Here is a 17,431-nt window from a genome sequence, read left to right on the forward strand (position 1 = left end):
CTCTTGCCACAAAATTTGTTTGCACAAGGTCATTGAGATATCCACTGATGAGGCCCGTTCTATTGACCCCGAGTTTTTCGCATATTGACTTGATACTTCGAGGGCCATTCACTAGACACTTAACGATTTCCTTATATTTTTGACTTCTTTTGGAAAATAAATCAGAAAATATTTTCTCAAATTCATTTGTCAAAAACCCACCTTTTTTAAAACATAATTGTTTTATATTATATTCTGCAGTTTGGTTAGGTTCTATTTCCTCAAGGTATCTTGGAATACCTCCGGTAACTGCAAGAATTTTAAATTTCTCATAAGCTGATATCCTTGCCCCAGTTGTATTCCAAAATTTATTACAATCGTGCAAGGGGAGTTCTTCTAGATTAATTGTAAAAGAAACCCGCCCCAAAAATGCTGTACTTGAGAGGATGTTTTTTTCAATCCATGAGGATATAGAACCACATAGAATCAAAATAAGCTGATCATTCTTCTTAAAATATAAATCCCAAGCAGATTTAAGTTTACCAAGAAAGTCAGGGTCTTTTGACCCCATCCAAGAGATTTCATCTAATAGGATAATCACCCGACCTTCTTGAACTTGCATGGCCAAGAAATAAAATAGATCGCTCCAATCTTCACCTCTGAGAGGAGGAACGTGGAAGAATCTGCTAAGCTGCCTGACAAAATCATCCCTTTGCGATTGAGCTGTTGTTTCCTGGCCAGGGGGCAACCCTATAAAGCTATAAATCCTTTCCTTCTTACCAAATTCTTCGATCAATCGACTTTTGCCAATCCGCCGGCGTCCTTTAACAACAATTAAACTTGCTGTTTGTTTGCGCAGGAAACGGTTTAGGTCGCTTAATTCCGTATTACGCCCGATAAACGCAGCCACTCTTTCTTTTCCTTGCTGTTTAATGGCACTCCGAGTGTATCAGAAAGCCAATAATTTGATTCGGCCTCAGTGTAATCTACTAAGAATCCACTTTTCTTAATAGTTAGTAGCAAATTTTCTTGAAAAAATCTACTAAGAATCCACTTTTCTTAATAGTTAGTAGCAAGCAACAATTTGATACGAATCAGGATTCGCTACAAGCAATGCTGTTCAGCTGGACAACCTAGCAACAGCTCCCCTAAAACGCTCGGCTGCTTTATCCAAATTTTCCTGCGATACAGCAATAGAAAACCGCAAATATGGGCCCATACCAAAGGCACTGCCGGGCATGACCGCCACTTTCACTGAGTCTAACAAATAGTCTGCAACATCCATATCGGTTTCCAGTGCAGTCCCTGCTGGTGTTTTCTTACCCAGTAACCCTTGGCAATTAACCCACAAATAAAAGGCTCCACTAGGTTTGCAAACTTTAAGCCCTGGGATATCAGCCATATTGCGCATCATGAGATCCCGGCGCGATTGATACTTTTGTACCCACGAAGTCAAAAAGCTCTGATCGCCATTAAGCGCTGCAGCAGAGGCAGCTTGAGCAATCGAATTGGCTGAGCTGGTGCTTTGCGACTGGAGTGTTTTCATCGCTTTGATTAATCCTACAGGACCTGCTGCATAACCAATGCGCCAACCGGTCATGGCATAGGCTTTGGAAACCCCATTGATGGTCAACACCCGATCCTGCAAATGCGGGCATACTTGGGCTATCGTGGCAAACGATTGCCCGTCAAAGATCAACTTTTCATAGATATCATCGCTGATGACGTGCACATGGGGATACTGTGCCAACACCTCCCCCAGGGCCTTTAATTCATCAACTGAATATACTGCTCCTGTAGGATTGCTGGGCGAGTTTAGGCACAGCCACTTGGTTTTCTTAGTGATTACTTTACTCAAAGCTCTCGGCCGTAATTTAAACCCCGCTGCTTCACTTGTGGGCACAAACACAGAATGCCCCTGGGCGCACTGAACCATTGGCGGATAGGAAACCCAATAGGGCGCTGGAACAATCACTTCATCACCCGGATTTAATGTCACCATGAATGCATTGTAAAGCAGTTGCTTCGCCCCTGTTCCTACAATAATGTTGTGCGGCTTACAGGCAAGACCGTGGTCTTTTGAGAACTTATCAATAATCGCCTGCTTTAGCTCTGGTGTGCCATCAACGGCTGTATACTTGGTTTGCCCCGCTTGGATCGCTTGGATGGCAGCATCACAGATGAACTTGGGCGTTGGAAAATTCGGCTCACCCCCAGCAAGCCCTATAACATCTTCCCCTGCCGCTTTCATCTCGAGCACTTTTTGTCCCAATGCAAGGGTTGCAGATGGTTTGATGGTTGAAATAATTTGATTTAATAATGCCATGGTATGGTGAAATCCTTTGTACTTTGTCCTAAGTTTAAGAACATGATGACACAAGCACCTCTTTCATTCCAGCACCAAACAACATAAAGAAGCATGAATATCAGGATTGTTCCAAATGCTTTTCCCAGGGACTATCAGCAAAGTATGCAGATTTTTCTTAAGTTTGCCTACCAGGCTGATTCGATTCAATAAGTGCATTTTTGTGCTCCTTAAGTTAGGTGTCGAAAAGCGCAATTTATGACCGGGACAGGTATAACTGAGGGTAGTTAGCATCGAATTTTCTGATGAGGAAAAAATCTCCTTACCCACTCAAAACGTAAAAGAGCCATTTTTTAATGTTGAAATCAAAATACCCTCTCACATCGAACAAAAATTAGTGGTACAATTATTTAGGATCGGATCAAGAAACGAAAAATTAGGGGAGAGAATCCAGGGATATGCACGGTGATTTTAGTTTAGTTGAAATAACAATTGTGGCACTCGCGGCGCTATCTTGTGGTGTATTACTCGAACGCATTAAACAACCTGCGGTTTTGGGCTACATTGTTGCCGGCGTTATTCTTGGACCTTCGATGTTTGGGTTGGTTGAAAACCGCGAGCTCATCGATATTTTAGCAGAACTCGGTGTATTGATGCTGCTTTTCTTGATTGGACTTGAGCTTGATCTACGCGAATTCAAAAAAGTCTGGCATATTGCGCTATCTTGTCATCTTTTACAAATCATTTCCAGTTTAGCGGTGGTTTTAACCATCGGTTGGCTGTTCAGCTTGCCGATTGGCCTAACTGTGCTGCTGGGTTTTGCCATTGCTCTCAGTTCAACCGCTGTGGCTTTTAAAATGACGGAAAGCATTGGTGAGCTTAAAACGTCTACAGGACGTTTGACCATCGGCGTCCTGATTGCCCAAGACTTAGCTGTAGTGCCGATGATCCTAGTGCTACAAATGATGAGTACTGAATCTTTTGATGTTGAAGTTTTGGCCAAGCTTGTTTTATCAATTGGCTTGCTGGCTCTTTTGATTTGGTTTTTTGGAAAACGGCAAAAGATTGAAATTCCTTTTGCCAAAATTCTGGCTGATCACGCAGACCTTACCCCCCTCCTCAGTCTGGCCTTTTGCTTCTTAATGGCCACCCTTTCGGGTTTGTTTGGCCTTTCTGCTCCCTATGGTGCTTTTTTAGCTGGACTGATTTTAGGAAATACCACGCATCATAGTGCGTTAATGAAAGCAACGAAGCCAATCCAAAGTGTTTTTATGATGGTATTTTTCCTCTCCATTGGACTGATGCTTGACTTGCCCTTCCTCTGGCAACATTTGTTAGCTGTAATTTTATTATTAAGCTTTATCACCCTTGGAAAGTCTTTCTTGAATGTAGGTATCTTAAGGCTGTTGGGCTGCCCGTGGCCTCAAGCATTTCTTGCAGGTCTATTGCTGGCGCAAATGGGAGAATTTGCTTTTCTATTGGCAACAGTTGGAGATACAACAGGATTGATCGATCGTGAAGGGCGCACCTTTGTGATTTCTCTTGCAGCCTTATCACTGACCTTTAGCCCATTATGGCTGGCAGGAGCTAGGCGTATTCATAGCCTGGCTCCACGAAGGATGGGAACCTTTAAAGAATCCCTTGAAGCTGTGTATGGCCGAGAAATGCATGGCGTTAATGCTGCCTGGAAATCAGTTCGAGGTGGCGCCCAGAAATCTGCTAACTGGGCGCAAACTAAAGTTAAGAGACGCACTGAGAATAAAAATGATAAGCGCGCAGCTAAAAAGCCAGAACCGACAAAATCCCAAAAGGATCAATAGGTCATGTCCCCTAATCTATCATTAGAGCAACAACACCAAGGCCCAGTTGCTGGCATCGATGAAGTGGGACGTGGTCCTCTTGCTGGACCCGTTGTTACCGCGGCTTTTGTTTTTAAAATACACACTCCACTTCCAGATTTTATCCATGAAATTACTGATTCAAAAAAGCTTACAGCTGCCAAACGACAAAAATTATATGACCAACTGCTGAAACAGAAAGGCATCACTTGCGATTTTGCCTTGGGAGAAGCCTCTGTTGGCGAAATTGACCAGATAAATATTCTGCAAGCCACATTATTGGCTATGCAGCGTGCGGCTGAAAACCTCTCCTGGAAACCGGTGATTGCCCTGATCGACGGGCCCAGGGTGCCCAAGCTTGCCTGCCCTACTCTTCCGGTAACCAAAGGCGATCAGGTCAGCCTGTCCATTGCCGCCGCATCCATCATTGCCAAAGTCACACGAGACGCTTATATGGCACAACTTGCCCGTGAGCATCCAGAATACTTGTGGGAGAAAAACGCAGGCTATGGCACAGCAGATCACCTGAAAGCTCTGCAACAACATGGGCCAACACCACACCACCGCCGAAGCTTTGCTCCTGTACGTAGGGTATACCTAGCACGGGCATAAATTGCGCTTTTCAATTTATGTCATCTTGACCTCTATTTTTTCCCACCAATTTATGGGTGTTCAAACAATGAGTTAGCAAAGGTGTACTGCCTCACCCATAAAATTGGGAGTTGTTTCGCTCGCATTCCTAACTACTGGGTCAGTAAAAATGTCATCGCCAGGCTGTACACCACAAATGCAATAATCAGCATCCATAATTGAGTATTAATGCTAAAGTTGATTTTGGCAAAATTCTTGAAATGACTGTAAAGGTGCCCCCAGGTAAGTGTGGCAAAGTCACCCTGAGATAACAAACCAAGCAGCTCGCCATTTTTATCGACAATCGGTAAATGGCGAAATCTACCCTGGCTCATACGGCGCATGCAATCAACGATGTCATCTTCAACTGTTGCAACTTTAACATCTGCCGTCATGACATCTTTGACCTTTGTCTTTGCAGGATCCTTATCTTGTGCTACCACTTTCTTCAGCAAGTCCCGCTCAGTGAACATGCCGATAATTTTTTTGCCCTCAACAATCACAGCAGAACCGTAATTTTTTGCCACCATCTCTTTAACTGCATCCAATACCGGGATTTCAGAACCTAATGTCAGAACGTGTTTTTTGTCGCGAAATTCGGGAATATCATTGATTTTCATGAGCGGAATGACCAGATTTGTTTTTGATTAAGTACCCGTGCTGAATCAAAATGCTGAGCCTATCAGGAAACCAACATTTCGATTCAACCTCAGTATAACGTTACCAATTTATTGCAAAATAAACAAGAAAATCTACAGTGTCAATCTTCTATCCATATTTTATCTTAGTCGAGCTGCACCCACTGATCTTTCAGCTTTTAACTCAATTTGTGGTTTGGACGCCCTTAGAGTATTTCTTACCTTCTCATCCTCATCAGCTGCAATTTGCCTAGCCTCCGCTACCACCTGTCCAGTGCCAGCAGGTACTAACCGGCCAACAATAATGTTTTCCTTAAGCCCTGTAAGCGGATCCACCTTGCCCGAGACAGCTGCCTCTGTCAAAACACTTGTCGTTTGCTGGAATGAAGCCGCTGAGATAAATGACCGCGTCAAGAGAGAAGCTTTGGTAATACCCTGTAAAACCGGCTTTGAAAGCGCTGGTTTTTTACCATCTTTTTCAAGCTTTTCGTTAATTTCCTGCAGCTCCTTGCGATCCACCAACTCACCAGAAAGGAAGGTTGAATCCCCTGCCTCTATCACTTCACCCTTTTGCAGCATTTGGCGCACAATCACCTCAATATGCTTGTCATTGATCTTCACGCCTTGCAAACGGTAAACCTCCTGAATTTCATTAATCAGGTAATGCGCAAGCGCTTCGACACCCAAGATGCGCAAAATATCATGCGGCACAGAGTTACCGTCAACAATCAAGTCACCCCTTTCAATATAATCACCTTCAAAAACAGCCAGGTGACGACCCTTGGGCACCAAATATTCCACCGAATTTTGGGTACTATCCTCAGGCACAACCACCACACGCCGCTTGGTCTTGTAATCCTTACCAAACTCAATTCGACCTGTAATCTCACTGATGATCGCAGCGTCCTTTGGACGACGGGCCTCAAATAATTCAGCCACACGAGGCAAACCACCCGTAATGTCACGTGTCTTAGACGATTCCTTCGGAATACGGGCAACCACTTCACCGGCTGTAATCTTAGCACCACTTTCAACATTCAACACTGCACCAACTGACATGAAATAGCGTGCCTCTAACCCGTTGGCAAGCATCAATGGTTCTCCATCAGCATCACGCAACGTAATTCTAGGTTTCAAGTCCTCACCACGCGTAGATTGCTTCCAATCAAGCACCACACGACTTGAAATACCAGTGGATTCATCAAGAACTTCACGCATGGAGATTCCTTCAACCAAATCAACAAAGTGCGCTATACCTTCACGTTCAGAAATAATAGGCAATGTATAAGGATCCCATTCAGCAATTTTTGTGCCTTGCTTGATTTCTTGTCCTTCATCTACATGTAACTTGGAGCCATAGGGAATGCGGTATTTCCCTCGTTCATGCCCTTGGTCATCCAGCAGCACAACTTCACAATGCCGCCCCATTACGACAAGAACACCCTCATTGTTTTTAATCACATTGCGATTCTTGACGCGTATGTTTGCATCAAAAGAAGCCTCAATGCTGGATTTTTCTGCACCACCCGTTGCAGCTCCACCAATGTGGAAGGTCCGCATAGTTAACTGCGTTCCTGGTTCACCAATGGACTGCGCTGCAATCACACCAACGGCTTCTCCATGGTTTACTAATAAACCACGCGCCAAATCACGACCATAGCAAAGGGCACAAATGCCATTTTCAGCCTCACAAGTGAGAGCTGAACGTATGCTCGCCCCTGTCACACCTCGTTCTTCGATCAAATCAGCTAAAGATTCATCTATCAGCACACCAGCAGGCACGAGTGTTTTACCTGACTTAGGATCTTTGATCTTTTCAAGCACAACACGCCCCAAGAGTCGCTCAGAGATTGTGGTTAAGACTTCACTACCCTCGACAATCGCTTCCACTTCAAGCCCATGCGTTGTTCCACAGTCATCTTCAAGAACCACACAGTCTTGAGCAACATCAACCAAACGACGTGTCAAGTAACCTGAGTTTGCTGTTTTCAACGCCGTATCCGAGAGACCTTTTCGCGCACCGTGAGTTGAATTAAAGAATTCTAGCACGCTCAAACCTTCTTTGAAGTTTGCAATGATGGGAGTTTCAATAATTTCACCTGAAGGTTTGGCCATCAAACCACGCATACCTGCAAGCTGACGCATCTGCGTTGCAGAGCCTCGAGCACCTGAGTGCGCCATCATGTATACTGAATTGACAGGCTTGCCAACTTCGGTTTTGGAGATTTCCTTCATCATGGCATCTGCCACGTCATCACTACAACGAGACCAAGCATCTACAACCTTGTTATATTTCTCACCTTGGGTAATCAAACCATCTAGGTATTGCTGCTCATATTCATTGACTCTATCATGGGTATCATCGACCAATTTTTCTTTTTGCTGTGGTATAACCAGATCATCTTTACCGAACGAAATTCCCGACTTTGTCGCATAACTGAACCCAAGTTCCATAATTTTGTCAGCAAAAATCACCGTATGCTTTTGCCCGCAGTGACGATACACTATATCCACAGCTTCCGAAATCTCTCGGGATGTGAGTTGCCTGTTGATGAGACTGAACCCAATACCTGAATGCTGAGGCAATACTTCCGATAAAAGCATACGACCCGGCGTTGTCTCCACAACAGACGCTACCATATTACCATCTGCATCAACTCGTTGAATTCGAGCTTTGACCCGCGCGTGCAAAGAGACAATCCCTTGCTCTAATGCCTGAACCACTTCATTGCGACCAGAAAACAGCATTCCCTCACCTTGCTCTCCCTCACGCTCAAGAGTCAAGTAGTACAAACCGAGTACTATATCCTTAGAAGGAACGATAATTGGCTTACCATTGGCGGGGCTCAAAATGTTGTTCGTTGACATCATCAAAACACGAGCCTCAAGCTGCGCTTCAATTGACAATGGCAAGTGCACAGACATCGTATCTCCGTCAAAGTCAGCGTTGAAGGCTGCACACACCAGCGGATGCAATTGAATCGCCTTTCCCTCAACCAATGTCGGCTCAAAGGCCTGTATCCCCAACCGGTGCAACGTCGGTGCTCGATTGAGCATCACCGGATGCTCACGAATAACTTCTTCAAGAATATCCCAAACCTCAGGACGTTCCTTTTCAACCATTTTCTTGGCAGCTTTAATCGTTGTCGACAAGCCATAACGCTCAAGACGTGAATAAACAAAGGGTTTGAATAATTCCAATGCCATCCGCTTGGGCAAACCACACTGGTGCAGCTTCAACTCTGGTCCTACCACAATAACTGAACGGCCCGAATAGTCGACACGCTTTCCAAGAAGGTTTTGCCGGAAGCGACCAGATTTTCCCTTCAGCATATCGGCAAGTGATTTTAAAGGTCGCTTATTTGCACCTGTAATCACACGACTGCGACGCCCATTATCAAACAACGCATCGACCGATTCTTGCAACATTCTCTTTTCATTGCGAATGATAATATCAGGAGCTCGCAATTCCATCAGCCGCTTCAAACGATTATTTCTATTAACCACCCGACGGTATAAATCATTTAAATCTGATGTGGCAAAACGTCCACCATCTAAGGGGACAAGTGGGCGTAGCTCAGGCGGAATCACCGGCAATACATCCAATATCATCCATTCAGGACGGGTGTTAGAGTTAAGAAACGCCTCGACCAATTTCAAACGTTTGATGATCTTTTTGTGACGCATCTCGGAAGTGGTTTCTTGCATTTCCTGACGAAGTTGAGCTTGCTCGGCTTCTAAATCCACATTGGACAGCAGTATTTTTAGAGCTTCAGCGCCAATACCAGCCTCAAAGGTCCCTTCACCGTACTCTTCCTGCGCCGTATAAAGTTCTTCCTCTGAAAGAATTTGGCCTTGCTTTAAAGGCGTCAATCCAGCCTCTACCACGATATACGCTTCGAAATACAACACCTTTTCAAGATCTCTCAAGGTCATATCCAGCATCAAGCCCATACGACTGGGCAAGGTTTTGGTAAACCAAATATGAGAGACAGGCGCTGCAAGTTCTATGTGACCCATCCGATCGCGCCGAACTTTGGACAATGTCACTTCAACACCACATTTCTCACAGACGACTCCGCGGAATTTCATGCGCTTATACTTACCGCACAAGCACTCATAATCCTTTACGGGACCAAAAATACGCGCACAAAATAAACCATCTCGTTCCGGCTTAAATGTCCGATAATTGATGGTTTCAGGCTTTTTCACTTCTCCAAATGACCAAGAACGAATCTGGTCCGGATTAGCAATGGAAATCCGAATTTTATCAAAGCTTTCGGGTGTTTCAACTTTCCCGAATACTTTTAAGACTTGGTTGCTCATATCGCGTCTCTTTCTACCTGTGCTTCTATCAAATTTTAAGAATTTGCAGCTGCAATATTCTTACCCACGGATGTTTGGTGAAACTCCATATTAATCCCCAAGGCTCTCAACTCTTTGACCAAAACGTTGAAAGATTCAGGAATACCAGTCTCAAAATGAGCATCGCCACGAACAATGGACTCATAAACTTTGGTTCGTCCTGCCACATCATCCGATTTCACGGTCAGCATTTCTTGCAACGTGTAGGCTGCACCATAAGCTTCCAGAGCCCATACTTCCATTTCACCAAAACGTTGACCGCCAAATTGTGCCTTACCGCCCAATGGTTGCTGAGTCACCAAGCTGTAGGGTCCCACCGATCGGGCGTGGATCTTATCATCCACAAGGTGGTGCAATTTCAAGATGTACATATACCCAACCGTAACCTTACGGCTGAAAGGTTCACCAGTCTTTCCATCAATAAGCGTCACCTGACCTGAACAATCCAAACCAGCCAAGTCTAAGGCCTTATTAACATCCTCTTCCCGAGCACCATCAAAAACGGGTGTTGCAATAGGTACACCTGGCATCAGTTTTTCCGCAACCTCCATCAGGGTCTTATTGTCAAGTTTTTCGATCCGCTTTTTTTCCTCAGCCTGGGTATAAACCGTATTCATCAGTTTCTTCAAATCAGCAGGCTTTGCAGCATTTTTCTGAACTTGCGCCAACATATCACCAATTTTTTGCCCCATACCGGCTGTTGCCCACCCCATGTGCGCTTCAAGAATTTGTCCCACGTTCATACGTGAAGGAATTCCCAAAGGATTCAAAATCACATCAACAGGCCTACCATCTTCAAGATGCGGCATGTCCTCAACTGGAACAATCGTCGAAACCACACCCTTGTTTCCGTGTCGACCCGCCATTTTATCACCAGGCTGCAACTTACGCTTCACTGCAACAAAGACCTTAACCATCTTCAACACACCCGGCATCAGCTCATCACCTCTGCGGATTTTGATGACTTTGTCTTCGTAGTGCTTTTGGATCTGCTGAACTCGGGCATCGGCTTCTTTGATCATTTTCTCAAATCTAACCATTACAGCGTCATCTTTGACAATAAACTGGCGCCATTGCCTCTTAGGAATTGACTCCAGGATAACCTCACCGATCTTTTGATCAGCCCTGACGCCTTTGGGCCCTTTGGCAATAACCTGCCCCAGCAAAAGCTTTCTGATTTGCCCAAAGAATGAACGCTCAAGAATGGACTGTTCCACATCACGCTCATTAGCTAATCTATTAATCTCAGCATTTTCAATTGCCACGGCACGTTCATCTTTGTCGATGCCACGCCTTGAGAAAATACGCACATCCACGATGGTACCTGTCGCTCCCGGTGGTAAGCGCAGTGAAGAATCACGCACATCAGCAGCTTTTTCTCCGAAAATTGCCCGCAGCAGCTTCTCCTCCGGTGTCATTGGCGACTCACCTTTTGGTGTCACCTTACCAACCAAAATGTCACCGGGCTTCACTTGAGCGCCAATGGCAACAACTCCCGTTTCATCCAGGTTACGAAGAGATTCATCACTCACATTGGGAATATCTCGGGTGATATCTTCCTGACCCAATTTGGTGTCACGTGCCATCACCTCAAATTCTTCAATATGGATTGAGGTGAAAACATCATCACGCACAATGCGATCTGAAATAATAATCGAGTCCTCAAAGTTGTACCCATTCCACGAGAGAAATGAAATCAGCACGTTACGACCCAGTGCCAATTCACCATCTTCAGTGGCCGGACCATCTGCAATAACATCGCCAGTCTTCACCACATCACCAACGCGCACAAGCGGGCGTTGCGTAATACAAGTACTGTGGTTCGAACGCTGGAACTTCTTTAGGTTATAAATGTCAACTCCAGCAGCCATTTTGCCCTTTTCAGTCGTATGGACAACAACACGGGTGCTTTCAACCTGATCAACCACACCACCGCGTTTGGCGACAATGGCCACACCTGAATCTTTAGCAACACTGAATTCCATGCCAGTCCCAACCAGGGGAGCCTCTGGCTTTAGCAAAGGCACTGCTTGACGTTGCATGTTCGAGCCCATTAGAGCACGGTTAGCATCGTCATTTTCCAAGAATGGAATGAGTGATGCCGCTACAGAAACCAACTGCTTTGGAGAAACGTCCATCAGATCAATTTCACTAGATGGCGCAATAGTAAACTCATTGGCTTTGCGACAACTAACAAAGCTTTCTTTGAATTGTCCCTTGCTATCTAGAGGAGAGTTTGCCTGGGCAATCGTATACCTTCCTTCTTCAATCGCTGATAGGTAAAGCACCTCGTCTGTAACACAACCATCTACAACTTTCCGGTATGGACTTTCTATAAAACCATATTTGTTAACACGAGCAAAGGTGGCCAGTGAGTTAATCAAACCGATGTTTTGACCTTCAGGCGTTTCAATCGGGCAAATACGCCCATAGTGAGTTGGATGCACGTCACGCACTTCAAAACCAGCGCGCTCGCGCGTCAAACCACCTGGCCCAAGCGCTGACAAACGTCGTTTGTGCGTAATTTCAGACAATGGATTGGTTTGATCCATAAACTGCGACAGCTGCGAGGAACCAAAAAACTCTCTGATCGCCGCAACAACGGGCCGAGAGTTAATTAAATCATGCGGCATAACAGTGTCAATTTCAACCGAACTCATCCGTTCACGAATCGCACGTTCCATACGCAACAATCCCACACGATATTGATTTTCCATCAACTCACCAACCGAGCGTACGCGCCGGTTGGCTAAGTTATCAATGTCATCAATTTCACCGCGACCATCCTTAAGGTCAAGAAGCGCTTTGACAATAGCAAACAAATCTTCCCGCCTTAAAATGCGCACCGTATCATCAGCCTTAAAGCCAAGTCGAGCATTCATCTTGACACGACCTACGGCTGACAAATCATACCGATCAGTTTCAAAGAACAATCCCTGGAATAAAAGCTCAGCACTTTCCAAGGTCGGTGGTTCACCTGGACGCATCACCCGGTAGATGTCAAGCAGAGCTTCTTCGCGGTTAGTATTTCGATCAACAGCCAATGTATTCCTCAAGTGAGGCCCCACATTAACGTAGTCAATGCCCAGAGTCTTAATTACACCAATGCCTGCTTCCGTTATGGCATCAATTTTGTCTTGAGTCAGTTCATCAGCAGATTCAACTAAAACCTCACCTGTCTCCTCATTGATGATGTCTTCTGCGCTATAACGGCTAAGTAAATTTTCCAATGGTACGATAATTTCCTTAACGCCTTCAGATGCAAGCTTACGCGCCAGTCGCGGGCTTATTTTCTCGCTCTCCTTAACCAAAACTTTTCCATCTGCTGCATTAGCAAGATCAAAACTCAACTTTTTGTTGCACCAAGCCTGAGGATCAAAGGACGTTTTCCAGCCACGATCGGTATTGGTATATGTCTGAATTTCATAAAATTCACTCAGTAATTCTTCACGAGACAGCCCAGCTAACTTTACGGGAGCTTGGTCTTCTTTCTTGGCTTTGGCAGATTTTTTAGGTTTTTTCTCAAGCGCTTCAACAGCTGCCTTACTTGCCTCAGCATCTTTTGCCAAGGCCAGAAGTAATGTTGTCACTGGAATCTTACGCCGACGATCGATGCGAACATAAAGCACGTCTTTGGCATCAAATTCAAAATCCAACCAGGATCCTCTGTAAGGAATTACACGCGCTGAAAACAAATACTTACCCGACATATGAGTTTTACCACGGTCATGGTCAAAAAACACACCCGGAGAACGGTGCATTTGCGAAACAACAACACGCTCAATTCCATTAATGATGAATGTGCCATTTCCCGTCATTAATGGTAGATCACCAACATAAACGGGCTGCTCTTTAATGTCACGAATGGACTTGGCACCGCTGTCTTCATCCAAATCCCAAACCACTAGCCGAAAGGTAACCCGCAAAGGAGCACCGTAGGTCATACCTCTTTGTTGACATTCTTCAACATCATACTTTGGTTCATCAAACTCATATTTAAAGAACTCTAGCGTTGAACGCCCTGAAAAATCCTTGATGGGAAACACAGACTGGAAGACCGCCTGCAAACCCAAAGGAGCACGCTTTTCAGGCAGCACATCCTGCTGCAAAAACGCCTCATACGAACGCTTTTGGATTTCAACCAGGTCTGGCATTTCAGCCACACATCTAATACGTTCATAAGATTTGCGAATACGCCAACGATTGGTGAAAGACTCAGCCATTCATGTCCCTCTTGTTCACAGAATTAAAAACAGAGCCATCCAAGACCGGTAACTTCCCGGATCTTAGAAGACTCTCTTATTGTGCGCAAACAAACAGCGCGCACACCATTGTATATTGTATAATTACCTATCAAAGAATTAAGAAACCTTACTTAAGTTCAACAGAAGCACCAGCTGCTTCAAGCTTCTTCTTAATCTCTTCGGCTTCATCTTTACTTACACTCTCCTTAACAGGCTTTGGTGCAGATTCAACCAGTTCTTTGGCTTCTTTTAAACCAAGACCAGTTATAGCTCGTACTTCTTTAATGACATTGATTTTTTTCTCGCCAAAAGAGGCCAGCACAACATCAAACTCTGTCTTTTCTTCCACAGCAGCACCAGCTTCCGCAGTTCCTGCAGCAGCCGCAACAGCAACAGGTGCCGCAGCTGATACACCCCATTCTTCCTCAAGGCGCTTTGACAACTCCGCAGCCTCCAACACAGTTAACGAGGAAAGATCCTTTGCAATTTTCTCTAAATCAGCCATTTTAGTATTCTCCTTTTATGTATCTAAAAATTCTTTCACTTACAATTTCTTAAGAGCGTCCATATGCTCCAATCACACGTACCAACTGGCCGGATGGGGCTTGCAGTACCCGCACAAGATTACCCATCGGTGCCGTTAAGACACCAACCAGCTTACCACGCAATTCGTCAAGAGATGGCAACTTAGCCAAGGCTTGCACAGCCTCAACTCCAAGCGCCTCATCTCCTAAACCTCCACCAATAACCTTAAACTTCTCATTTTTCTCTGCAAACTTAACAGCAATCTTCGCTGCTGCCACAGGATCTTGCGAATAGGCAATTGCCGTAGGTCCAGATAACATTTGAGCAATTCCTTGATACGGGGTACCCGCAATAGCAAGTCGCGACAAAGTGTTCTTGACAACCCTATAATTTGCTCCAGCTTGCCGCATCTGACGCCGCAAATCCGTCGATTGAGCCACCGTTAAGCCCGTTTGCCGGGTTACAACAACAAGACCCGCCTGTTTGAGCGCTTCATGTAGTGAGGAAACGATTTGTTCCTTTTCGCTTCTATGCACTTGCCTATACTCCTTTATCCATGCTCAAAAATCCCTAGCTCAGCCGCCCTAACTCAGCCAAATCTAGCTTAAAAGAAGGACCCATTGTTGAACTTAATGCCACCTTCTTTACGTAAGTTCCTTTGACACTTGCAGGCTTTGCTTGCAACACGGTTTTAAGAAATGCCGTCACATTGGCTAAAAGCGCCTTCTCATCAAAACTTACCTTGCCAAGCCCAGCATGCACAATACCCGTTTTCTCAGCGCGATATTCAATCTGACCTGCTTTGGCTGCCTCAATCGCTTTTTTTACATCAGTCGTAACTGTCCCAAGCTTGGGATTTGGCATCAACCCCTTTGGACCTAAAACTTTACCCAGCTTACCTACAACAGGCATCATGTCAGGGGTGGCAATACAACGTTCGAAATTGATCTCACCTTTTTCAACTCTGGCTGCCAAATCATCCGCGCCAACCACATCAGCACCCGCATTCTTGGCTTCATCTGCCTTGTCACCTTTAGCAAACACAGCCACACGAACACTCTTACCTGTTCCATTGGGCAATTGGATGAGGCCCCTAATATTTTGATCGGCCTTGCGCGGATCAATATTTAAATTCATAGCAATATCAACGGTTTCGTCAAACTTAGCCGTAGCCCTTGATCTAACTGCCTTGACTGCATCGGCAAGTGAAAAAACGCTACCCGAGTCAAGACCCTCATAAGCCTTACGTATCCTTTTTCCTGCTTTTGCCATCGTTTTACTCCTTCACCTCAATACCCATAGAACGTGCAGAGCCCTGGATAATACGAGCCGCCGCATCAATATCATGGGCATTCAAATCTGGCATTTTCTGCTCAGCAATAGTACGCACCTGATCCATTGTGACAGATCCCACAACATCCCGCCCTGGAACAGTGGTCCCTTTTTGCACGTTTGCTGCTTTTTTGAGCAGATAACTTGCAGGAGGTGTCTTTAAAACAAATGTATAGGAACGATCTGCATAAGCCGTAATTTCCACTGGGATGGGCATCCCCTGCTCCATCTCCTGAGTTTTTGCGTTAAAATCCTTGCAAAACCCCATAATATTCAACCCTTGCTGACCTAAAGCAGGACCAACAGGAGGCGCAGGTGTCGCTTTACCCGCAGGAATTTCGAGCTTGATATACCCTATAACCTTTTTCGCCATCTATAACCTCTATACTTTCATCTTAAAGGCTGCGGTCCGGTTACGGCAAACCTCCCGCACATTTAAAAAACCCATCACTTCAGATTTTCTCAACCTGAGTGTACTCTAATTCAACCGGCGTTGCACGCCCAAAAATTGACACAGACACCTTCAGTCGTGCCTTTTCTTCATCAACTTCTTCAACAAGGCCAGTAAACGAAGTAAATGGGCCATCACATACACGCACACTTTCCCCAATTTCAAAAGACACAGCAGGTTTGGATTGCTCCACCCCTTCCTTAACCTGCTTCATAATTCGGTCTACCTCAGTTTGGCTAACCGGAATAGGTCCCCCTTTACCTCCAAGGAAGCTGGAAACTTTCGGTGTATCACGAATCAGGTGCCACGCCTCGTTAGTCATTTCCATCTTAACTAACACATAGCCAGGAAAGAAACTGCGTTGTACCGCAACTTTCTCGCCTTTCTTAACCTCGACGACTTCCTCGACAGGCACAAGCACTTCTTCAATTTTATCCGATAACCTTTTCTTTTCGGCTTGCTCTTTAATAGTCTCGGCAACTTTGTTTTCAAATCCCGAGTACACATGCACAACATACCAACGCATAGAAGATGACATCTACTTAAACCCCAAGCCGCAAAATCCAATCCACAACCCGTGACATCCCGGCATCCGCTAAAAGGAAGAATATAGCAGCAATCACCGTCATAATCAAGACCATAATCGTTGTCAGCACCGTCTCTTTGCGGGTCGGCCAGGTTACTTTGGCCACTTCTTGACGCACTTCACGTACAAACTGGGCCGGGGTTGTTTTTGCCATTTGTTCTCTCAAAAGATATTGTTACCAAAATTCCTGGCAGGAGTGGAGGGGATCGAACCCCCAACCTCCGGTTTTGGAGACCGGCGCTCTACCAGTTGAGCTACACTCCTACTCTATTTTGCAACAAAAAGCAAGCCTTTATTGCAATCCAGGTTCTGGGTAAATCAAATGCACCCCAGTTATTTTGATTTCTCATCAATATCTGAGGTGCCTTTGATACCTTATTCTACCACCTTCGTGACCACGCCAGCACCAACGGTGTGACCACCCTCACGAATCGCAAAGCGCAAGCCTTCATCCATCGCAATCGGCGCTATCAACTCAGCCGTGACTTTGATGTTGTCACCTGGCATCACCATTTCCGTACCACTGGGCAACTCTACA

The 17,431-nt window shown here is 45.2% G+C and carries 15 protein-coding genes and 1 tRNA gene; 2 read left to right on the top strand and 14 right to left on the bottom strand.

The annotated features are described in order from the left end of the window. From ABFQ95_03570 to ABFQ95_03580, 3 genes are all read right to left on the bottom strand, one after another. Positions 1 to 889: ATP-binding protein (locus tag ABFQ95_03570; protein MEN8236606.1), on the bottom strand; the 889-nt coding region annotated here is incomplete at its 3' end. A gap of 210 nt (positions 890 to 1,099) precedes the next feature. After that, the gene (locus ABFQ95_03575) at positions 1,100 to 2,305 is read right to left on the bottom strand and encodes a pyridoxal phosphate-dependent aminotransferase (GenBank protein ID MEN8236607.1); all 1,206 of its coding nucleotides are present in this window, start codon (positions 2,303 to 2,305) and stop codon (positions 1,100 to 1,102) included. A 63-nt stretch (positions 2,306 to 2,368) separates the two neighbouring features. Then, a complete protein-coding gene (locus tag ABFQ95_03580; GenBank protein ID MEN8236608.1) occupies positions 2,369 to 2,503 on the bottom strand; it encodes a hypothetical protein in 135 nt (44 codons plus the stop codon). Between the two features lie 239 nt (positions 2,504 to 2,742). Between ABFQ95_03580 and ABFQ95_03585 the strand changes: the two genes are divergently transcribed. After that, entirely contained in the window at positions 2,743 to 4,104 is a 1,362-nt protein-coding gene (locus tag ABFQ95_03585) for a cation:proton antiporter (protein MEN8236609.1), read from the top strand. Positions 4,105 to 4,107: 3 nt separating this feature from the next. Next, positions 4,108 to 4,734 (top strand): ribonuclease HII, encoded by a 627-nt coding sequence (locus ABFQ95_03590; GenBank protein MEN8236610.1) that lies wholly within the window; start codon positions 4,108 to 4,110, stop codon positions 4,732 to 4,734. A gap of 131 nt (positions 4,735 to 4,865) precedes the next feature. Here ABFQ95_03590 and ABFQ95_03595 read toward each other — a convergent pair whose 3' ends face one another. From ABFQ95_03595 to tuf, 11 genes are all read right to left on the bottom strand, one after another. Continuing rightward, positions 4,866 to 5,372: a CBS domain-containing protein gene (locus ABFQ95_03595; protein ID MEN8236611.1), complete on the bottom strand. Its 507-nt coding sequence runs from the start codon at positions 5,370 to 5,372 to the stop codon at positions 4,866 to 4,868. Between the two features lie 159 nt (positions 5,373 to 5,531). After that, complete coding sequence (gene rpoC, locus ABFQ95_03600; GenBank protein MEN8236612.1) at positions 5,532 to 9,716, bottom strand: DNA-directed RNA polymerase subunit beta'; 4,185 nt, start codon at positions 9,714 to 9,716, stop codon at positions 5,532 to 5,534. A gap of 35 nt (positions 9,717 to 9,751) precedes the next feature. Further along, a complete protein-coding gene (gene rpoB / locus ABFQ95_03605; protein MEN8236613.1) occupies positions 9,752 to 13,978 on the bottom strand; it encodes a DNA-directed RNA polymerase subunit beta in 4,227 nt (1,408 codons plus the stop codon). Positions 13,979 to 14,126: 148 nt separating this feature from the next. After that, entirely contained in the window at positions 14,127 to 14,504 is a 378-nt protein-coding gene (gene rplL, locus ABFQ95_03610; protein MEN8236614.1) for a 50S ribosomal protein L7/L12, read from the bottom strand. Positions 14,505 to 14,553: 49 nt separating this feature from the next. Next, positions 14,554 to 15,060, bottom strand: a complete 507-nt coding sequence (gene rplJ / locus ABFQ95_03615) for a 50S ribosomal protein L10 (GenBank protein MEN8236615.1) — start codon at positions 15,058 to 15,060, stop codon at positions 14,554 to 14,556. 34 nt (positions 15,061 to 15,094) lie between these two features. After that, the gene (gene rplA, locus ABFQ95_03620) at positions 15,095 to 15,796 is read right to left on the bottom strand and encodes a 50S ribosomal protein L1 (GenBank protein ID MEN8236616.1); all 702 of its coding nucleotides are present in this window, start codon (positions 15,794 to 15,796) and stop codon (positions 15,095 to 15,097) included. 4 nt (positions 15,797 to 15,800) lie between these two features. Further along, the gene (gene rplK / locus ABFQ95_03625) at positions 15,801 to 16,229 is read right to left on the bottom strand and encodes a 50S ribosomal protein L11 (GenBank protein MEN8236617.1); all 429 of its coding nucleotides are present in this window, start codon (positions 16,227 to 16,229) and stop codon (positions 15,801 to 15,803) included. 79 nt (positions 16,230 to 16,308) lie between these two features. Beyond that, complete coding sequence (gene nusG, locus ABFQ95_03630) at positions 16,309 to 16,845, bottom strand: transcription termination/antitermination protein NusG (GenBank protein ID MEN8236618.1); 537 nt, start codon at positions 16,843 to 16,845, stop codon at positions 16,309 to 16,311. A gap of 4 nt (positions 16,846 to 16,849) precedes the next feature. After that, the gene (gene secE / locus ABFQ95_03635) at positions 16,850 to 17,047 is read right to left on the bottom strand and encodes a preprotein translocase subunit SecE (protein ID MEN8236619.1); all 198 of its coding nucleotides are present in this window, start codon (positions 17,045 to 17,047) and stop codon (positions 16,850 to 16,852) included. Between the two features lie 34 nt (positions 17,048 to 17,081). Further along, a tRNA-Trp gene (locus ABFQ95_03640) sits at positions 17,082 to 17,157 on the bottom strand. 111 nt (positions 17,158 to 17,268) lie between these two features. After that, positions 17,269 to 17,431: elongation factor Tu (gene tuf / locus ABFQ95_03645; protein MEN8236620.1), on the bottom strand; the 163-nt coding region annotated here is incomplete at its 5' end.

This window comes from Pseudomonadota bacterium, assembly GCA_039714795.1.
GTDB lineage: Bacteria > Pseudomonadota > Alphaproteobacteria > JAGOMX01 > JAGOMX01 > JBDLIP01.

Coding starts and splice junctions, on each gene's coding strand:
- ABFQ95_03575 (MEN8236607.1), bottom strand. CDS start 2,305: ATGGCATTATTAAATCAAATTATTTCAACCATCAAACCATCTGCAACC.
- ABFQ95_03580 (MEN8236608.1), bottom strand. CDS start 2,503: ATGCACTTATTGAATCGAATCAGCCTGGTAGGCAAACTTAAGAAAAAT.
- ABFQ95_03585 (MEN8236609.1), top strand. CDS start 2,743: ATGCACGGTGATTTTAGTTTAGTTGAAATAACAATTGTGGCACTCGCG.
- ABFQ95_03590 (MEN8236610.1), top strand. CDS start 4,108: ATGTCCCCTAATCTATCATTAGAGCAACAACACCAAGGCCCAGTTGCT.
- ABFQ95_03595 (MEN8236611.1), bottom strand. CDS start 5,372: ATGAAAATCAATGATATTCCCGAATTTCGCGACAAAAAACACGTTCTG.
- rpoC (MEN8236612.1), bottom strand. CDS start 9,716: ATGAGCAACCAAGTCTTAAAAGTATTCGGGAAAGTTGAAACACCCGAA.
- rpoB (MEN8236613.1), bottom strand. CDS start 13,978: ATGGCTGAGTCTTTCACCAATCGTTGGCGTATTCGCAAATCTTATGAA.
- rplL (MEN8236614.1), bottom strand. CDS start 14,504: ATGGCTGATTTAGAGAAAATTGCAAAGGATCTTTCCTCGTTAACTGTG.
- rplA (MEN8236616.1), bottom strand. CDS start 15,796: ATGGCAAAAGCAGGAAAAAGGATACGTAAGGCTTATGAGGGTCTTGAC.
- rplK (MEN8236617.1), bottom strand. CDS start 16,229: ATGGCGAAAAAGGTTATAGGGTATATCAAGCTCGAAATTCCTGCGGGT.
- nusG (MEN8236618.1), bottom strand. CDS start 16,845: ATGTCATCTTCTATGCGTTGGTATGTTGTGCATGTGTACTCGGGATTT.
- secE (MEN8236619.1), bottom strand. CDS start 17,047: ATGGCAAAAACAACCCCGGCCCAGTTTGTACGTGAAGTGCGTCAAGAA.